Consider the following 19519-nt stretch of genomic DNA (forward strand, 5'->3'; position numbering starts at 1 on the left):
AGGATAATAAAAGATGGCTGAATTTAAGTTTACAGATTTGGTGGAACCTGTTGCGGTTGATAAAAAAACTGCTTTACGTATTACCGTTCTAGGGGGAGGAAGCTTTGGAACGGCTATGGCAAATTTAGCTGCACGTAATGGTTGCGATACCATGATCTGGATTCGTGATGCCGAAACAGCTGAGGAAATTAATAAAACTCACATTAATAAACGTTATTTGCCAGATTTTATTTTAGAGTCATCATTACGCGCTGTGTCTGATCTTGAGCAAGCCGTGTGTGATCGAGATATTATTTTAGTCGCAATTCCAAGTCACTCATTCCGTGATGTCTTAAAACAAATTGCGCCTTATATTACTGCGCAGGCGGTTGTGTCTTTAACTAAAGGTGTTGAAGCTAAAACTTTCAGCTTCATGAGCGATATCATTCGTGAGGAATTACCAGAAGTTCCTTATGGTGTGCTATCAGGTCCAAACCTTGCAAAAGAAATTATGGCGGGCATGCCATCTGGTACTGTTATTGCCAGTGACTCTGAATTAGTTCGTTATGCTGTGCAACATGCCTTACATAGTGCTTTATTCCGTGTTTTTGGTAGTGATGATGTACACGGTGTGGAATTAGGTGGAGCGCTTAAAAATATTTATGCGGTTGCAATGGGAATTGGTGCTGCTTACAAGATTGGTGAAAACACCAAAAGTATGATTTTAACGCGTGCTTTGGCCGAGATGAGTCGTTTTGCAGTAAAACAAGGTGCAAACCCGCTTACATTCTTGGGATTGTCAGGTGTTGGTGATTTATTCGCGACTTGTAATAGCCCTTTAAGCCGTAATTATCAGATTGGTTATGCTTTAGGTTCGGGTAAAACGCTGGATCAGGCGAGTAAAGAGTTGGGGCAGACAGCAGAAGGCATCAATACAATTGTTCAGGTGCGTGGTAAAGCAGAAGAATTAGATGTTTATATGCCTATTACTAATGCTTTATATGAAGTTATTTTTGAAGGGGCGCCTCCTTTAAATATTGCATTATCTCTTATGAAAAACGGACACCGTAGTGATGTTGAATTTGTTTTACCTCATCACGAAGTCTGAAGAAGAAATGTCATAAATTGTGGTTATAATGCAAGAATTATTAACAAGGAAAATTTATGCAACTGACATTGGTTCGCCATGGGGAAGCCGCTCCACCTGTAAATGGTAACGACACTAAACGCCCTCTGACTGCTCGTGGACATGCTCAAGCAGAACAGACAGCAACATTTTTAAAAGATATTGTTAAGCCTGATATTTTTGTAGTTAGTCCTTTGTTACGTGCTCAAGAGACATTGGCACATATTCAAGCTTATTTTAAAGATGTGCCTGTGTTGTTGTGTGATAAAATTAAACCAGATGATAACGCCAAAGAGGCAGTCGAGTGGTTGTCTCAGATTCCTTATGAGTCAATTGTGGTCGTGTGTCATATGAATGTAGTAGGGCATATTGCTGAACTGCTGACCCATGAAAACTTTAATCCATTTGCGTTGGCGGAAGCTCGAATTTATGATCAGGCTGTGATTGCAACTGGTTTATCAACACAAAAAAATAGTTTTATACCCACAATATAAATAAAAAGGTTATTTAGCCCATTATGCTGTATTTATGGATGCCTGAAACCAATGGAATATGGCATTGGTCTAACGGAGAAAACTGGTTGCAGGCTGAAAGCCTCGATCAATTAATACAAGACCTACAATTGCACCAAGGAAAAGAGGCTGTTGTCTTTTTTCCTAGTCGTCATGCTCAGGTATTCCAACAACAAATAGCAAAGTCTCATTACAAGCAACTTGGGGCAGATGGTGTTAAATATTTGCTTGAAGAGTTTGTAACTTTGCCTATTGATCACATGAAAGTGGTTCATCATTTTCATGCTGATCAATTAACAATATTGGGCGTTGCAAAAACTACTGTGGAAACATGGCAACATGCGATGAATTTGTTGCCAATCAAACTGGTTGCTTTGTTGCCAGACTTTTTGATTTTGCCAGAACCGCAAGAGCACCAAGTTATCCTGTGTAATATTGACCAAAAATTACTGGCGCGCGAAAGTAAATGGGTGGGTAATTCACTAGATGATATGGGATTGTTTTTGGAATTCCAGCCAGTTGAAACAAACTATCAATATAGTGGATTAACGGCAGAACAGTTAGAAAGCTTAGAAGCAGCTTCTAGTATTGAGCAACGTTCAGAGTTTTTTTATCAATTTCAGGGTTTAGATAAACCTAAACAGCATCCTTTTAATGTTTTACCGAAAGCCAAAGGACAAGAGCAAACTGTCTCAGGTTACTGGAAAGCATGTGCTGTTATTCTTTTAGCAATAATTGTGGTTCAGTTTAGCTATGATTTGTTGCGTTGGGTAAAATTAAGAAATGTAGCGAATCAAACAGCTGAGCAGACGATTGAACAATATAAATATTGGTTTGGTCCATCTGGTCGAGTAACTGAACAAAATATAAGAAGTAGTTTTAAAAGTCATTTAGAAATGAGCAAGCAAGGTGATACGCAAGCACTTTCTTTATTGAGCCGTGTTGGACCTATTTTGATGCAAAGACAAATTTTAGCTCAGCAATTAAATTATGATGCTTCTACACTAACCATGGCCTTAAAAGCAAAATCGGGAGATGATTTGCAAGCTTTAACACAGCAGCTTAATCAGCAAGGATTTAAGGCGGAGTTAGGTAATGTTCAAGCCGATGGTGGTGGGGCAATTGGGGTGGTGAAAATACAATAATGAAAATGTTAGCTCAAGTGCAAAACCGCTTTGATCAGTGGATCGAACAAGTTAATCAATATTTAGACCGTTTAACTGTGCGTGAACGTATTATGGTGGTCTTTACTACAATTTTTGTTGTAGTAGCTATTATTGGAGCTTCACTTTGGAAAATGCATTCCTTAGCAGAACAACAGCAACAGCGTTTAAATGATTTAAAAGATTTGATGGTGTGGATGCAAAGTAATGCAGTTACTATGAAACCTGCGAGTGAACTTGAGTTAGGGCAAGCAGAGAAAATACAACGTGTAGCTCAACAGCAAGGTTTAACGGTTACTTCTCAACAAAATGGTGAGCAGTTACAAATTATTGTTACTCATCAGAATTACGCAATTTTAGCGAACTTTTTAACCCAACTGGCGCAAATGGGCTTAAGTATTGAAAAAATGGAAATGATTTCAAGTGAAGGTCAGATTAAATTAACAGCGACGGTTCAATAACATATTAAAATATGCTGGTCTTAAGCATGGTGTTTTGTGCTCCCTGTGCCTATAATATGCCTACCTAAAATCAGTAGATTGTGATTGGTATGTTATATTCACTTGCTCGCCCGATGTTGTTTAGTTTAGCACCAGAGCGTGCCCATGAATTAACATTATCTATGCTTGATAAAGCACATAAGTTTGGCCTACTCCGTCAGAGCGTAGAGGCGAAACCGACGACTTGTATGGGAATTGAATTCCCAAATCCAGTAGGTTTGGCAGCTGGTCTTGATAAAAATGGTGCACACATTGATGCTTTAGCTGGGTTAGGGTTCGGTTTTATTGAAATTGGAACCATTACACCTCGTCCTCAATTGGGTAATCCGCAGCCGCGCTTATTCCGTATTCCTGAAGCTCAAGCCATTATTAACCGTATGGGGTTTAATAATGATGGTGTTGATAAGCTGATTGAAAATGTCAAAGCTTCAAAGTTTAAAGGAATTTTAGGCATTAATATTGGTAAGAATGCTGATACTCCTGTAGAAAAAGCTGTTGATGACTACCTGATTTGCCTTGAGAAAGTGTATAACTACGCTTCTTATATTACCGTTAATATTTCATCTCCAAATACTAAGAACTTAAGAAGTTTACAAAGTGGCGATGCATTAACTGAACTATTGCAAACCTTAAAAGAAAGACAACTTGAGCTAGCTGAACAAAATAATCACTATGTTCCTTTGGTTCTGAAAGTTGCACCTGATTTAACAGCGGAAGATGTTGAATTTATTGCAGCGCAGTTAGTGCAGTTTAAAATTGATGGCTTGATCGTTACTAATACGACCTTATCAAGAGAAGGTGTAGAAAATCTTCCTTATGGTAATGAGTCGGGCGGTTTATCAGGCGCACCTGTTTTTGAAAAAAGTACAGAATGCTTACGTTTGTTTGCCCAAACATTAAAAGGACAAATCCCGTTAATTGGCGTGGGTGGAATTTTGTCGGGTGAACAAGCAGCAGTCAAACAGCAAGCTGGAGCAACATTAGTACAGATCTATAGTGGGCTAATTTATACAGGTCCTATTTTAGTGAAACAATGTGTTGCAGCTATGTCTTAAGTGAATATGAACACAATTGATATCATTATTCTGATACTTTTGCTCATTGGGGGGCTAAACGGTTTGCGACAAGGATTTATTAAAGCCTTTGCGAACTTGGTAGGATGGGTCATTGCATTAATTATGGGTGCAAAATATGCTGTCCTTCTTGCTCCGTCTATGTCGGGTTTAAGTCATGATCCAGTTGTTCAAAAAATTGCAGCTTTTGCATTTATAGCGCTTTTGATCATTGTTTTAACATGGATCGTCTCTGCATTTTTAAATGGCCTCTTGAAAAGTCTGAAATTGGGGCCATTAAATCGTTTAGCAGGTGGTGCTTTTGGTTCTTTAAAGGGCTTGTTGGTTGTACTAATTACAATGCAGGGTGTAGGACCTTGGGTTGAAAGTTCACCGCACTGGAAACAGTCCAAATTTATACAGTTTTTATTGCCTTATGCGCCTTTAGCTACCGAGTTGTCTAAAGATGCTGCAAGTGAGGCATTTCATCAAATAACATCTGGAGGTAGTGCATCAGGCACTACTTCAAAACCAATGGACGAATCGGAAGATTTAGAAAACCGATCCGACCATTCAACAAAGAATCCTTTTTATTAATTCCTAGCTTGTCTGCGAGGTTGCTATGTGTGGAGTTGTTGGTATAGCCGGTAAATCGCCAGTGAACCAAATGTTGTTTGATGCTTTAACGATGTTGCAACATCGTGGGCAAGATGCAGCTGGAATAGTAACCTGCCATGAAGGCCGTCTTTTCCTTCGTAAGGATAACGGTATGGTGCGTGATGTCTTTCATACTCGTCATATGAGAGCATTACTTGGTAATTATGGTATTGGCCATGTACGTTACCCAACTGCTGGTTCTGCGAGCAGTGCTGAAGCACAACCATTTTATGTAAACTCACCTTACGGTATTACGCTTGCACATAATGGTAACTTGACCAATGCTGAAGAAATTCATGATGATCTGTTTAAAACAGATTTACGTCATATGAATACAGATTCTGACTCAGAAGTTCTTTTAAACGTATTCGCACATGAATTACAGAAAAAAGGCACTTTAAATCCTACCCCTGACGATATTTTTCACACGGTTTCTCGTGTGCATGAGCGTTGCCAAGGTGCATATGGTGTAGTAGCGATGATTACTGGTCATGGTTTGGTTGGTTTCCGTGATCCGAATGGTATTCGCCCACTTATTTATGGTTCACGTGTGACTGAACAAGGTGAGATGGAATACATCATTGCTTCTGAATCGGTGGCTATTACTGCTCTTGGTTTCAAAATTGAGCGTGATATTGAACCGGGTGAAGCAATTTTCATCAATGCAAATGGCGAGTTGTTCTCTAAACAATGTGCTGCTAATCCTAAATACCGCCCATGTATTTTTGAATACGTTTATTTTGCTCGTCCTGATGCGATTATTGATGGAATCTCGGTTTATAAAGCGCGTTTAAAAATGGGTGAAAAGCTTGCTCATAAAATTTTACGTGACTGGGGCGAGGACCACGATATTGATGTGGTGATTCCAATTCCAGATACGAGTCGTACTTCAGCTTTAGAACTTGCAAATATTCTAGGTGTGAAGTTCCGTGAAGGTTTTATGAAAAACCGTTATATCGGCCGTACCTTTATTATGCCGGGTCAACAGCAACGTAAAAAATCTGTACGTCAGAAATTAAACCCTGTTGAGTTAGAATTCAAAGGTAAGAACGTTCTATTGGTGGATGACTCTATTGTACGTGGTACAACGTGTAATGAGATTATTCAGATGGCACGTGATTCTGGTGCAAAAAAAGTATACTTTGCTTCAGCAGCACCAAAAGTAATGTATCCAAACGTTTACGGTATTGATATGCCTGCTAAAGCTGAGCTTATTGCTTCAGAACGTAGCGTGGAAGAAATCCAAGAAATTATTGGTGCTGATCGTTTGATTTTCCAAGAATTGGAAGACTTGAAAAATGCTGTACGTACCAGCAAAGTGCCTGACTTAACTGAGTTCGATTGCTCAGTATTTGATGGAATCTACGTAACAGGTGATATTGATGGTAACTATCTAAATAATTTGGAGCAGAAGCGTAATGACTCTGCTAAGAAGAAAAAAGATGGTTATATTGACGTTAATGTCGATGCTGCTTCTGTAGATTTAACAGGCATCAAAGAAGAATAGAAATAGCCGAAAAAAGCGGGTATTTCCCGCTTTTTTCTTTTATGATGAAACCTAACAATGTAATTGGGAATATTTACATTGAAAGAAGTAAGCCACTATCTCATCGAAAATAAAAATATGGCATGGTCCATCACTATGTGTTTGGTTGCTGTGCTGCTTACTATTTTTATCTTAAATTTAATTTTAGGTTTACTCGTTCATTTTTTTGATTATAGCCAGCCAATTTGGTGGCATACCTTAAGTCCTTACTTCGTTGCATTATTACTTTTTATTATGGTTTGGTCGGTAGTTACCGAACTTTATATCCTGCGTAAAGGTGGGCACTCTTTAGCAAAACAACTTAAAGCACGTCGTTTGGTGAAAGAGGAGAGTACTCCCGAAGAACTCGCAGCATTAAAAATTACAGAACACTTAGCTCAAAATTTTTCACTTAAAGTTCCAACTGTATATGTATTACCTGATGAAGTTGGTGTAAATGCACTTACGGCAGGTTTTCATCCCAAAGATATCGTAATTATTCTGACATGGGGTGCTTTACAGAATCTGGATAAGCTTGAGTTATATGGTTTGTTGGGCCATGAGTTTAATCAGATTTTATCGGGTGAGGCTGTTGAGAATACAAAATTAAAGATTTTATATAGTGGCTTAACAACTTTTAGTCAGTGGGGCAGTAAATTAGCCAAGCAAGGTTTTAAGCGCTATAGCCCGGGCTATAAACATAAATTTGAAACAGTTTTTGTTGCAGTAGGTGGAGTCATTTGGTTGGCTGGAAGCCTAGGTGTACTGATTACTCGTTTTATCAAATATTTGACTTTGAGTGGGCGTACCTTTCGTAATGACCAAAAAACAGTACGACTATTAAAAAATAATGCAAATACCCAAACCTTGTTGCGTATTTATGTTCACCATTCTGGTTCGCAAATTCATAGTGCTTATTCTGAATCAATCGCACATATGTGTTTTGCTAACTCCCTTAGCCCACAAAGCTGGATGAATATTCACCCGAGTATTCGTGAACGTATTTATGAGTTAAACCCCACTTTGCTACAAGATTTACAATTAGAAAATTTAAAGAAACTTCGCAACCGCCCGTTGTTTAGCTTATTTCATTTTTTAGAAGAATCTGAGAAAGAAATTTATGTTCCGTGGTCATCTCCACAGCCTCTACCTTTATTAAGGTTATCACCAATTAGTTTTGCATTAAATGATGCTATTAAGCCCCTAAGTAGTGATGTACGTCGAAATAAAAAGCGTCCTGAATTAATTCAACGAGCACTACAAACTGCGACTGGTTCACGTGAAGTGATGGTTGCTATTTTGATGATTCGCCAATATCGGGAATTCATTCCAAAAGATGCACCTGTGAGTCATGCCATTATCGATGCATTATTGAATTTGGATGGGCGTATCCATATTCAAATATTTCATGATGCTTGTAAAAATATTGGGCATATACCCGCAAGTATTGCTCGGCAATTTCTTACTAAGCTAGCGCTTATTATCCAAGAAGATGGTGAAATTGGGTTGTTAGATGCACTACTATTGGAGCGAGTTAAACATGAATTGAATTTGATGCCATTACATTTGCCAACTGCATTTGAAGAAGTGAAACCTCAAATTGTTCGTTTGATTGATGCTTTGCTTCATGTTCAGCAAATTAATAGCCCAAATCAAATAGAAGTACGTGAGCGTATTTTACGTTCGCTGCTCAATCCCGATGAAATGTATATCTATGATGAAATTTCAGATGAGCCATTAGATCTGGCTGAAATTTTAAATGATATTGCTGGTTTATTATTACGTGACCGTCTAAGTATTCTAGCTATTGCAGAAATGTGTTTGTGGAGCGACCGTATTATCACGCAAGATGAACTGGATGTGCTTGAATTGCTTTATTGGCGTTTTGGCTTTGAGACAGAAGAAATTGTGGATCAAATGCAAAAGAGAAATAGTGTGATGATTATTTAAAAGACATCTACGATTATAAAAACATCTGAATGAAATAAAACACTGAAAAAAAAACTCAAGCCCGTTAGAATGTAGATAGAGTAGAGGTATTGATTTACAGATGATTGGGCAGCAAAGAAATATATTGGCAACTTTGGGGATTGATGTATGGATTCCTAAGACACAGGTGTGCCAAAAAAATAATGCTCAAAGTCTCTGGCGAGATCAAGCTGCACCAGAAGGTGAACCAATTATATTGCCTTCTAAGAACAATCCAGTTGTTGAGCAACCGACAAAACCACAAGTCAACGAAGTTCCAAAAGTTGAACCTGAAATTGCGGTACCACTTCCAGTAGAAGTTCCGCCTGTTGTAGTACCTCGTAATGAAGTACAAGCTCCAGTGGTTACGATTGCTTCATTTGATTTGCAAGCTTTTGCGCTTGAAAAATGCGTTATTTTTTTAGATGTTACTAATTTAAGTGAAGAAGAAAAGCAGCTTTGGAATAACATCCAAAAAGCAAAAATAGGGCATTATGCTGAACTAAAATGGCCGTTTCCTTTAGCTAACTATCAAGACCAACGTGGTGCAGGTTCATATATTCAAGGATTTTTAGATGCTGTCGCAGCAGACAAGAAGATCTTGTGCCTTGGTGAATGTTCTTATATTCAGCATGCCAATATTATTCATTTGGCGAGTTTAAAAGAGATGTTGGAGAAACCACTCCTTAAAAAAAGGTTATGGCAATTAATGCAAGATAACAACGAGTAGTAGGGATTTACATGAAAAAAGTTGTAGTTTTTAGCCAAATTGATGAAGAAATTTTGTCTCGATTACAACAGGATTATCATGTTGTGGTTCTTAATCCAAAACTGGGTGATATTAATGAGCAAATTCGCCAACAAGTTGTAGATGCTGATGGGATGATTGGTGCTGGTCGACTTCTTAATGAAAGTAATCTTGCGCCTGCTCAAAAACTCAAAATTATTTCATCTGTAACAGTTGGCTATGACAATTATGATGTGGCTTATCTAAACCAAAGAAAAATCTGGTTATCAAATACCCCTCATGTTTTAACTGAAACAACGGCTGATCTTGCTTTTACATTATTACTAAGCGCTGCTAGAAAAGTTCCTTTTCTTGATCATTGGACTAAACAAGGTGAATGGAAAAGAACTGTTGGGCCTCAGCAGTTTGGTTTAGATGTTTTTGGAAAGACCCTAGGAATTATTGGGCTTGGTAATATTGGTGCTGCAATTGCACGCCGTGGTTTTTATGGATTTAACATGAATATTGTTTACCATAACCGCCGTGAAAAACCTGAATTGGCAGAGCCTTTAAAAGCACAATATCTTGGTTTAGATGAGTTATTGCAAGAGTCTGATTTTGTAGTAACCGCAGTTGATTTAAATAATGAATCGAAAGCTTTGATGGGGAAAGCTCAATTTGAGCTTATGCAAAAGCACGCCATTTTTATTAATATTGCGCGTGGTTCAGTGGTTGATGAGCAAGCATTGATTGAGGCTTTACAAAGCGGGGAAATCTTTGGAGCTGGTTTGGATGTATATGAAAAAGAACCTTTACAAGATTCGGAGCTTTTTAAACTGCCAAATGTAGTTACTTTGCCTCATGTAGGATCTGCGACTGCAGAGACCCGTAAAAAAATGGCAAATCTTGCTTATAAAAATCTAGTTGAAGCTTTGGAGGATAAAACTCCTAGATATTTGGTAAACCCAAACTTTGCATAAGTGATTAATAACACTTCATTGCAAAACTAAGCGATCTCGAGTGATATATTAAAAGTCTATTGATTGAACATAATTTTTTATGTTTTATATCAGTAGACTTTTTTGATGGTTTAATTTTACTAGAGAAAAACTTTTGAGATTTTTGCCAATTATTTTAAGTACGGCTTTTATAACAAATGCTTCGTACGCGCAGCCTTTCGACCCTCAGCCTTCTGCAAATCAAGTAGAAATTCCAAATATTGGAAGTGGGATAGGTTTGCTTGATCAACAAAAAGAAAAATTTATTGGTGAAAAAGTTTTTCGTGAAGTTCACAAACAAATGCCCGTTATTCAAGATGTCTGGCTAGAAGATCAATTTTTTCAGGTATTTTCGAGTATTTTAAGTGAAACTCAGCTTGGACAGCCGATTGGTCTAGTCGTGATTAAAGACCCACAAATTAATGCTTTCGCTGTTCCAGGTGGCTTATTTGCGCTCAATACAGGGCTTATTGCCTCAGCACGAAATATTGATGAAATTGCTGGTGTTATGGCGCATGAAATTGCGCATGTATCGCAAAGGCATTTTAGTCGCTCTGAAGAAGCCTTTAAAGGTCAAACATTGCTAAGTCTAGCAGGACTTTTAGCAGGGGTGGCTATAGCTGCGCAGGGTGGTGGCGATGCGGGTGCAGCAGTGATGCTTGGAACCCAAGCTGCACTCATGGATAAGCAATTAACATATAGTCGAAATCAAGAGCGTGAAGCAGACCGTATTGGTATGCAATATATGTATGCGGCAGGTTATAACCCTCAAAGTATGGCTGATTACTTTGAAACAATGCATAGAGCTACAAGTCGAGTAAGTTTTTTACCGGATTTCTGGTTGACTCATCCATTGACGACTGAGCGTATGAGTGAAGCTAGGCTCCGTGCAAACCAGCTGCCTAGAGTTAAAAATCGTATATATGATGCAGATTTTGAGATTCTAAAATGGTACACCATGGTGGTTGCAAATCAGGCAACTGAACACCAACTACAAAGTTTAGCGTCCCAAAAAAATATTGCTGGTTTGATTGCTTTAGCAGCATTTTACACAAGACAAGGTGATTATGTACAAGCGCAGTCTACTCTAGATCAAGCGAAATCTAGTGGAAAGCCTCTTGTCACATTGTTGCAGACAGATATTTATCTTGGCCAAAACAAGTTGGATCAAGCTTATACTACAATTGCTTCTATGCAGATGACGATACCTGAAAATAAAGCTTTTAGTTATAAGTTGGCTGAGGTGCTGCTACGCCAAGGTAAGTTTGCGCAAGTTCAAACTTTGGTTCAAAGATTTATTAATAAGAATCCAAGAGATATACAAGGTTGGCAATTTTTACAGCAAGCTGCGAATTTGGATAAGAATGGACCTTTAAGAGCGGTTAACGTTCTACGCTATCGGGCTGAAGCAGAATATTGGTCAGGTAGTGAGGAAAATGCAATTAAATCAATGTTGCATGCTCAGCGATTGGCAAAAGATAATCAAGCAATGTCGGCAAGAATAGACAGTCGTTTGAAACAAATGCAAGATGAGCGACGAATGAAAATTTAAGGTCTAGGATGACTTAGGAATTTTCACAGGCATAAATATATTTAAACTTACGAGAAAGTTTAATTTAAGGGTATATAAGAAGAGAGGGAATTAAGCTAATTTAGCTTTAATTTTTGCTGAAACTTGAGCAGGATCGGCACGCCCGGCTATGATCGGACGTAGAGAATTCATCACCTTACCCATATCTTTCATGCTAGTTGCTTCTTGAGCAGCAATCGTTTGCTCAATGATAGAATCAAGCTCTTCCTCAGTCATAGCTTCTGGTAGAAACTGAGAGATAATCTCAGCTTCGGCTTGTTCTTTACTAGCTAAATCATTACGACCAGCACCTTCAAAGGCTTTGATCGATTCTTTACGTTGTTTAATTTGCTTTTCAATGACCGCAAGAACCTGAGCGTCGTCAAGCTCTTTGCGCTCATCGACTTCGATTTGCTTAATTGCCGCTTGTAGACTACGCAAAACCGTCACTGTTGCCATATCTTTGGCACGCATAGAAGTTTTTAATGCATCAGTAATTTGGTTTTTTAAAGTAGTCATAATTCAGCAGTCAATCACAAATTAATTAGTAAAGGCGAGTAGTACGTACAGATTCGCGAGCCAATTTCTTTTGGTAGCGTTTAACTGCTGCAGCTTTTTTGCGCTTACGTTCTTGAGTTGGTTTTTCGTAGAATTCGCGTTTACGAACGTCAGCTAAAACACCAGCTTTTTCGCATGAACGTTTGAAACGACGGATAGCTACGTCAACTGGTTCGCCTTCTTTCAACTTAACTTGTGGCATGTAAAATCCTCTAGATTATGGATAAGATCAGGCACACCATTGCGCCGGATCACAAGTGAAGGTCAGTATTTTACTCATTTACAACTCATATCACAAGTCTATAATAGCGATTGCAATATTTTGACTCATATAAAAGGCAGTTTTGATGATTGTTTTAGGCTTGGAAACTTCTTGTGATGAAACAGGGTTGGCACTTTATGATAGCGAACTCGGCTTACGGGGACAGGTTCTTTATAGCCAGATTAAACTTCATGCTGAATATGGTGGCGTAGTACCTGAACTTGCTTCTCGTGACCATGTTCGTAAATTAATTCCTTTAATGAATCAATTGCTTGAACAAAGTGGTGTAACAAAACAAGAGATTAATGCGGTTGCTTATACGCGCGGTCCTGGCTTAATGGGAGCATTAATGACAGGTGCACTGTTTGGCAGAACTTTAGCTTTTTCTTTAAATAAGCCTGCAATTGGTGTTCACCATATGGAAGGTCATATGTTGGCCCCATTACTTTCAAGTCAACCACCTGAATTTCCGTTTGTAGCATTGTTAGTTTCAGGTGGGCATACACAATTGATGGCGGCCCACGCTATTGGTCAATATGAACTATTGGGTGAGTCTATTGATGATGCTGCGGGCGAAGCTTTTGATAAAGTTGCCAAAATGATGAGCTTGCCATATCCAGGTGGGCCAAATATCGCAAAACTTGCATTGTCTGGAGATCCATTAGCTTTTGAGTTTCCAAGACCTATGCTTCATCAAGGCTTGGATTTTTCTTTTAGTGGTTTAAAAACAGCTGTTTCTGTTCAATTGAAAAAATTGAATGGCGAAAATCGTGACGCTGATATTGCTGCTTCATTCCAAGAAGCAATTGTAGATACCTTGGTAAAAAAATCAGTAAAAGCTTTAAAGCAAACTGGACTTAAACGTTTAGTGATTGCAGGTGGAGTTAGCGCAAATTTAAGACTACGCGAGCAATTAGAAACCTCTTTGGCGAAAATTAAAGCGCAAGTTTATTATGCAGAGCCTGCTTTATGTACTGATAATGGGGCAATGATTGCTTTTGCTGGATATCAACGTTTAAAAGCAGGTCAGCATGATGGTTTAGCGGTAACGACCACGCCGCGCTGGCCGATGACTGAACTCACTATTCCTGAGTAAAATTATTCATCTTCAAAAGCATGTTGGTTTTCGATATTAATATATTCGATGTAACCACGGCCTTGAACTTCATTACCAAAATAATGACCTGTAAATATATAGCTACTCGCATAACCTCGCCCATGACCATAGCGGAATGGGCAGTCAATTTCTGCCTGAATGTTTAAGATAATTTGCTTTGCCTCATTTCTAGCGATCCAAGAAAAATATTTTGGAAGTCGCATTTTTTGCCCACTAGGTGAAACAAAGTCATCAACTTGATGCGAAATAATATCAAAGCTTACATCTGTATAAATTTCAGCTGGCTGGTCCAGATGTCTAATATGTAGGGTATATGCAGCTGTTTGTCCTGCAATATCGGCTTTGGTAAGAAGAAGCTGAGTGGTTTCATTTAAATTGATGATTTGATAAGTGAAAAAATCAAGTGGTAGTTTATATACATCAGGAATAAGTTTATTTGTGATGGAGTGAGGACCAACTGCTCGAGCATATTCGTAAGTACAAAGTCCTTGGGTTTCAATGCGTTCTGCTTGATAGTTTAGAAAACCTTTAAACTTTGCCAATAAGCTAAAATGACCATAGATTGGTGTTTTTATAAACCATGAAACATGTGAAGTGATATCGATATCAAAGTCGAAATCAAACCCGTCATAATCTCCATTAATATGGATGTGCGGAAATTTGCCTTGAATTGAAATTTCCTGACCTAGTTCTATTAAGGTCCCATCTTTATTAATTTTTGTATCTTCGGGAATGATATAGGCCTTCAGTAAAGCTTGTTCCAGAGCAGCTGTACTTGAAAAGAAAGTAGCTGTTTTTCTAGGATTTCCAGTGATGATATCATCATGGTCAAAAGCAAGTGCACCGGGCGTACCGATTAAAATCATAATATTTAAGTAACGATGCGGCTCTGGTAAAAGCGGGAAAAAGATACCGTAATGTGTCCAGCTATAATATTTTTCGTCAACTCGTGGACGGATAATATGAGCTTGAGTAAAAGGAAGAGTTGAATATTTTTTTGCTTGGTCTAAAACGCCTTGTGCAAGTAATAAACTTTTACCAAGCGTTTTACTTGTTGGAGAAATTTTTGGCAATTGCTTTTTCATATATAAACCTAAAGAAGGGCTATCTTTGTTTTAGGTTATGAAAAACAACTGCCAAAGCTAAGCGGTTTATAGGCCAAAGCTAAGGCTTTGCGGGACATTTTATTTAATTGTTAGACAAATCTTTTAAGGCGTTTAAACCAATCCAATGCTTAGAAAACTGATAAGCAGCTCGACCAGAGCGCTGACCCCGCATCTGACACCAACGTAGACTTTCTGCACGAACTTCATCATTGAAAGGCATGTTTGCTTTATCAAGATAATGCTCAACGATTTCTAAATATAGGTTTTGATCCATTGGATAAAAAGATAGCCATAGACCAAACCGATCCGACAAAGAGATCTTTTCCTCAATCGCTTCTTGTGGATGTAGTTCAGTATATTGGGGAACATCGACCTTAGTTACAGGTGTATTTTCATGCATGAATTCTGGTAACAGGTGGCGACGGTTACTGGTTGCATAAATAATAAAATTACTTGAACCTGACTGTAATGAACCATCTAATACACTTTTTAGACTACGGTAATTTTCATCTTCGGCATTAAAAGCCAAGTCATCACAATAGACGATATATTTTTCAGGGCGATTTTGAATGAGTTTTTGAATTTTGGGTAAGTCTGATAAATCATCACGTTCAATTTCAATTAAACGTAATCCTTGAGGGGCATACTCAGTTAATAAAGCACGAACAATAGATGATTTTCCTGTACCACGTGAGCCTGTTAACAGCACATCATTCGCTGGTAGGTCATTTAAAAATTGCAAAGTATTTTGAATAATTTTTTCTTTTTGACGCTCAATGCCTTTTAAGTCATCAAGATAAATATTTTTTGGCGTATAGATGGCATTAAGTTGCTGATTTTCCCATCTAAAAGCAGGTGCAGTAAAATCTGTTTCTTGTCGAGGCTCAGGCAAGACTTGCTGTAACTGATTTAATACAAGTGATAATGTTTGAACTAAATTGTCCGGTAAATCAATGGTAGCCATGGTAAGTCAATCATGTTAAACAGTGTTTGATAGGATACTAACACCGAAATTAACAGGCTGACAAAAAACTTATTACCTATCCACTTTATCGGTTTTGCAATTGATTGAAATGTTCAGACCGAGCATAGTGTTGTGATGTCTATTCAGTAAAATCATCTGGGAAGATGAGGACGAAATATGTTTGAAAAAATACGAAGTGATATGAATCCACATCAGGCTTACCGTATCAAAAAATTACAACGTCAATTAGACATGGCTGAATCTTATGAGGAATGGAAGTCTTTTGCATTAAAACTAGATGAAGAAACAGGTGTGCAAGAGTGGAAGTTTGATAATAGTTCACCTTACTTCGATGCCGAACTGATTTCTTATCGATACACTTTGCTCAAAAGATATCGCCAGCAACATCGCACATTAGACCTCATCTATTTACTTAAAGAAGGTCTAACCTACGATATTGCAAATATTGGTCATCCAATGCTTTTTGCCGCAACACATGTCGGTACAAAAAAGTTAATTGAAGACTATATTGAAGAAGTTAGCCAAAGCTTGGCTTACATCGCTTCAAGTGAATGCATTACGTTTCAAAGAAAAGAAAAAATAGAGTTTTTTGAAAACTGTGAAAAGGCATATGGACAACCTGCACTTATGTTTTCGGGTGGGGCGACTTTAGGACTTTTTCATACGGGAGTATGTAAGGCTTTAATTGAACAAGACTTAATGCCTAAAGTGCTCTCTGGCTCAAGTGCAGGGGCAATTATGACAGGTATGCTTGGAACCTCTGCTAGTGAAGATATCCAAAACTTATTAAATGGTGAGCAATTTTTTAGTGATGCTTTTCATTTTAGAAAATTCCGTGAACTCATTAAAGGCAATGGTGGAATTGCCGATGTTCAATATTTGAAAAAATTCCTCATTGAGAATTTAGGTGATCTTACGTTTGAAGAGGCTTTCAAAAAATCTGGTTTAAACATTAATGTGGCGGTAGCGCCGTATGATGCAACAGAAAACCCAAGAATTATGAACGCCATTATGACACCGAATGTTTTGGTTTGGAGTGCTGTATTGGCTTCATGTGCCGTGCCAATTTTATTCCCACCGGTACGTTTAACCAGTAAACGTTATGACGGTGAACATACACCTTATATGGCAAATACAAAGTGGGTGGATGGAAGTGTAAGAAGCGATTTCCCGCAAGAAAGAATGGCGCGGCTTTATAACTTAAACTACACGATTGCGAGTCAGGTTAACCCACATATTGTCCCATTTATGCAAAATGATGCGGATCGCTTCCGTAAAGACGTTTTAAGTTGGCCTGAAAGAATTTTAAGACGCCAAGGTAAAGTACTATCAATGGGCATTATGGACTTTACGCGTCAACGACTTGGTTCTATATCTCCAGTTAGAAGATTGTTAGATCATGGATATGGCGTAATGGGACAGCGTTATTATGGTGATGTAAATATCATTGCTAAATATAGCCTAAGTCACTATACCTACACTTTGCAAAACCCGCGTCCGCATTTGTTTAAGCGTTTGCAAAGAGAAGGGGAACGTGCAACTTGGCCAAAAATTTCTTCAATTGAGACCCATGCTCGTATTGGTAAGACGATTCAGCATTGTTTAGAAGTTTTGCGCTTTGAAGAAAAGAAACAACAGCCTGAGTTTTACTATGCTGAAGCATGATTTTGCTTCGCATATAGAAAACTTGACATGTGTAACAAAGCCAACAAGTGCAGCGTTAGGGCGGTGTTTATGGACATGTACCATAGATGCCAAGAATTACTGGTTAAAATATCACTTGCCTGAAACCCATGCTCAAAGTGAGCAAGATTTCATGCATGAGCAATTATTTTATAAAGAAATTCACCTTAAAAAACCTGCATGGCTTTTACCTCATAGATTGATTGAGGGCAGTTTAATTCCTCAGCTAGGCCATTCTTTGGGTAAGGTTTTAATTTTACCTGATAGTGACGTGTGGTTTGGTTCATTGATTCATGAAAATGATTTAACTGATGTATATCGTAAGATTTGGTTGGCAATAAATAAGCTTGCAGAGCTTCATGAACTTGGCTGGATTCATGGTGACGTTAAGGCAGAACATTTTAGAAAGTTTCAGCAAAAGCCTTATTTAATTGATTTTGAGAAAACGAGACCGATTTCAAGTTGCGATACAGTCATGGATGCAACACCTCGTTATATGGCTCCTGAGCTATTTAGAGGAGGGCATAAGGGAATACAAAGCGATTTATATGCTTTTGGCATCGTTCTATATGAATGGTTAACACAAACTCGCTTAGAAGTTGGTAGTTATCGTGATTGGGCAGTCTTGCACTGTCAAAAATTAAACATTCAATTACCCACGCAGTTTTTGATTTTTTATCCCTTACTTGCAGGTTTATTACAAAAACAACAGCAAAATCGGTTTTCAAATGCTGATGAAGCAATAAATTGCTTAAAAGAGATTCAAATTGATAAAAATCATTGATCTAGTATCTGTATACAATTTACACGGTTAGTTTTTTTTAGAAAAAAAACACTTGTCACTGTCAGATCTTATCGCTAATATACACAGCCATCGGGGGCGTGGCGAAATTGGTAGACGCACTGGATTTAGGTTCCAGCGCCGCAAGGTGTAAGAGTTCGAGTCTCTTCGCCCCCACCACTTTAAGTTAATAACTTAAAGTTTGATGTAGATGTTAGGTCATCTAGATCTTGGAAGAGGATTGGTGTAATGGTAGCATGACGGTCTCCAAAACCGTTCGTCAAGGTTCGAGTCCTTGATCCTCTGCCACATTTATTTTAAATAAATGTCCCAGATGGGGGCGTGGCGAAATTGGTAGACGCACTGGATTTAGGTTCCAGCGCCGCAAGGTGTAAGAGTTCGAGTCTCTTCGCCCCCACCATTAAAAAAGCAAGATTATGATCTTGCTTTTTTTGTGATTAAATCTTGAGTGTTTAATCATGAATATAGAGGATTGGTGTAATGGTAGCATGACGGTCTCCAAAACCGTTCGTCAAGGTTCGAGTCCTTGATCCTCTGCCATCAAATAAAATAAGGCTCCTGTTTAGGAGTTTTTTATTATCTAAAGTTTTTAATTTAAATTATTTCAATTTAAAAAATAACTCTTTTTATTTTGAATCAAGCTATTTTCTAAACAATCTTTTTTAATTTGTGTTTTCAAGAATATTTACCAAAATAAGTTATTATTTAAGCAGGGAATATATTGAATTTGCTGATATTTTTACCTAACTTGTTGTTTTGTATTTATTTACTATAATTTATTGAAATTATTTATATAAAAGCCTTGAATACAAATTTATTTCCTGTATTATTCAGTTAACTAGAAAAAAGACTTGTTAGTAAATCTTCTTTTAAGTATCGTAGTTTTAGTCATAATCCTTCGTTTTTTAAGATATTAAGCTCAATTTGTTATTCTTTTTTCAAAGTTATGATAGGGTCATTATTTAATGATTCTAAAATATTAGAAATCAGTAGGATATATCATGTCTAATACAGTAAGTGGTACAGTAAAGTGGTTTAACGAAACTAAAGGTTTTGGTTTCATTCAACAAGACAACGGTCCAGATGTGTTCGCTCACTTCAAAGAAATCGCAGGTTCTGGTTTCAAAACTTTGCATGAAGGTCAACGCGTAACATTTACCGTTACTCAAGGGCAAAAAGGCCCAAATGCTGTAAATATTATTCCACAATAATATAACAGCAAGTAAAAA

Annotated in this window: 19 protein-coding genes and 4 tRNA genes; 19 read left to right on the forward strand and 4 right to left on the reverse strand. The window is 37.9% G+C overall.

The features are described from left to right. Positions 1-13: 13 nt before the first annotated feature. The 11 genes from J536_RS10340 to J536_RS10390 all read left to right on the forward strand — a co-directional run bounded on the left by J536_RS10340 (position 14) and on the right by J536_RS10390 (position 11759). A complete protein-coding gene (locus J536_RS10340) occupies positions 14-1087 on the forward strand; it encodes an NAD(P)H-dependent glycerol-3-phosphate dehydrogenase (RefSeq protein WP_002115297.1) in 1074 nt (357 codons plus the stop codon). Between the two features lie 56 nt (positions 1088-1143). After that, positions 1144-1599: a SixA phosphatase family protein gene (locus J536_RS10345; RefSeq protein WP_005068324.1), complete on the forward strand. Its 456-nt coding sequence runs from the start codon at positions 1144-1146 to the stop codon at positions 1597-1599. 23 nt (positions 1600-1622) lie between these two features. Beyond that, positions 1623-2762: a type II secretion system protein GspL gene (gene gspL, locus J536_RS10350; RefSeq protein WP_032062838.1), complete on the forward strand. Its 1140-nt coding sequence runs from the start codon at positions 1623-1625 to the stop codon at positions 2760-2762. Continuing rightward, positions 2762-3241, forward strand: a complete 480-nt coding sequence (gspM, locus tag J536_RS10355; protein WP_032062839.1) for a type II secretion system protein GspM — start codon at positions 2762-2764, stop codon at positions 3239-3241. The genes gspL and gspM overlap by 1 nt, the downstream gene beginning before the upstream one ends. A gap of 89 nt (positions 3242-3330) precedes the next feature. After that, on the forward strand, positions 3331-4335 hold the full coding sequence (locus tag J536_RS10360) for a quinone-dependent dihydroorotate dehydrogenase (protein WP_005073508.1): 1005 nt from the start codon (positions 3331-3333) through the stop codon (positions 4333-4335). Positions 4336-4341: 6 nt separating this feature from the next. Next, positions 4342-4929, forward strand: coding sequence for a CvpA family protein (locus J536_RS10365; protein ID WP_032062840.1), 588 nt, complete (start codon positions 4342-4344; stop codon positions 4927-4929). Between the two features lie 25 nt (positions 4930-4954). After that, on the forward strand, positions 4955-6496 hold the full coding sequence (gene purF / locus J536_RS10370; RefSeq protein ID WP_005068333.1) for an amidophosphoribosyltransferase: 1542 nt from the start codon (positions 4955-4957) through the stop codon (positions 6494-6496). Between the two features lie 78 nt (positions 6497-6574). Continuing rightward, positions 6575-8464 carry a M48 family metalloprotease gene (locus J536_RS10375; protein WP_032062841.1) on the forward strand — a complete coding sequence of 630 codons (1890 nt, stop codon included), beginning with the start codon at positions 6575-6577 and terminating at the stop codon, positions 8462-8464. Between the two features lie 100 nt (positions 8465-8564). Continuing rightward, positions 8565-9212, forward strand: a complete 648-nt coding sequence (locus J536_RS10380) for a hypothetical protein (RefSeq protein WP_032062842.1) — start codon at positions 8565-8567, stop codon at positions 9210-9212. A gap of 11 nt (positions 9213-9223) precedes the next feature. After that, complete coding sequence (locus J536_RS10385; protein ID WP_005068339.1) at positions 9224-10189, forward strand: 2-hydroxyacid dehydrogenase; 966 nt, start codon at positions 9224-9226, stop codon at positions 10187-10189. Between the two features lie 142 nt (positions 10190-10331). Then, the gene (locus tag J536_RS10390; RefSeq protein WP_079380935.1) at positions 10332-11759 is read left to right on the forward strand and encodes a M48 family metalloprotease; all 1428 of its coding nucleotides are present in this window, start codon (positions 10332-10334) and stop codon (positions 11757-11759) included. Between the two features lie 90 nt (positions 11760-11849). On the opposite strand, the gene J536_RS10395 is transcribed toward J536_RS10390, so the two are convergent. Both J536_RS10395 and rpsU read right to left on the reverse strand, forming a co-directional pair. Continuing rightward, positions 11850-12296, reverse strand: a complete 447-nt coding sequence (locus tag J536_RS10395) for a GatB/YqeY domain-containing protein (RefSeq protein WP_002115302.1) — start codon at positions 12294-12296, stop codon at positions 11850-11852. Positions 12297-12321: 25 nt separating this feature from the next. Beyond that, on the reverse strand, positions 12322-12537 hold the full coding sequence (gene rpsU / locus J536_RS10400; protein ID WP_001136722.1) for a 30S ribosomal protein S21: 216 nt from the start codon (positions 12535-12537) through the stop codon (positions 12322-12324). A gap of 145 nt (positions 12538-12682) precedes the next feature. On the opposite strand from rpsU, the gene tsaD reads away from it, so the two are divergent. Continuing rightward, positions 12683-13693 (forward strand): tRNA (adenosine(37)-N6)-threonylcarbamoyltransferase complex transferase subunit TsaD, encoded by a 1011-nt coding sequence (gene tsaD, locus J536_RS10405; RefSeq protein WP_032062843.1) that lies wholly within the window; start codon positions 12683-12685, stop codon positions 13691-13693. A gap of 2 nt (positions 13694-13695) precedes the next feature. On the opposite strand, the gene J536_RS10410 is transcribed toward tsaD, so the two are convergent. Beyond that, entirely contained in the window at positions 13696-14799 is a 1104-nt protein-coding gene (locus tag J536_RS10410; protein WP_032062845.1) for a DUF6670 family protein, read from the reverse strand. 103 nt (positions 14800-14902) lie between these two features. After that, entirely contained in the window at positions 14903-15784 is an 882-nt protein-coding gene (locus J536_RS10415; protein ID WP_032062847.1) for an ATP-binding protein, read from the reverse strand. A 177-nt stretch (positions 15785-15961) separates the two neighbouring features. Between J536_RS10415 and J536_RS10420 the strand changes: the two genes are divergently transcribed. The 7 genes from J536_RS10420 (at position 15962) to J536_RS10450 (ending at position 19501) form a co-directional block, all read left to right on the forward strand. Continuing rightward, the gene (locus J536_RS10420; protein ID WP_032055530.1) at positions 15962-17470 is read left to right on the forward strand and encodes a DUF3336 domain-containing protein; all 1509 of its coding nucleotides are present in this window, start codon (positions 15962-15964) and stop codon (positions 17468-17470) included. Further along, the gene (locus tag J536_RS10425; RefSeq protein WP_032055531.1) at positions 17457-18272 is read left to right on the forward strand and encodes a protein kinase domain-containing protein; all 816 of its coding nucleotides are present in this window, start codon (positions 17457-17459) and stop codon (positions 18270-18272) included. The genes J536_RS10420 and J536_RS10425 overlap by 14 nt, the downstream gene beginning before the upstream one ends. A gap of 92 nt (positions 18273-18364) precedes the next feature. Further along, positions 18365-18449: transfer RNA gene (locus tag J536_RS10430), tRNA-Leu, on the forward strand. Between the two features lie 55 nt (positions 18450-18504). After that, positions 18505-18578: transfer RNA gene (locus J536_RS10435), tRNA-Trp, on the forward strand. A gap of 27 nt (positions 18579-18605) precedes the next feature. Next, positions 18606-18690 (forward strand) — tRNA-Leu (locus tag J536_RS10440). Between the two features lie 66 nt (positions 18691-18756). Further along, positions 18757-18830, forward strand: a tRNA-Trp gene (locus tag J536_RS10445). A gap of 461 nt (positions 18831-19291) precedes the next feature. After that, a complete protein-coding gene (locus tag J536_RS10450) occupies positions 19292-19501 on the forward strand; it encodes a cold-shock protein (protein ID WP_002115279.1) in 210 nt (69 codons plus the stop codon). Positions 19502-19519 lie beyond the last annotated feature (18 nt).

This window comes from Acinetobacter sp. 809848, from assembly GCF_000581275.1.
GTDB classification, from domain to species: domain Bacteria; phylum Pseudomonadota; class Gammaproteobacteria; order Pseudomonadales; family Moraxellaceae; genus Acinetobacter; species Acinetobacter pittii.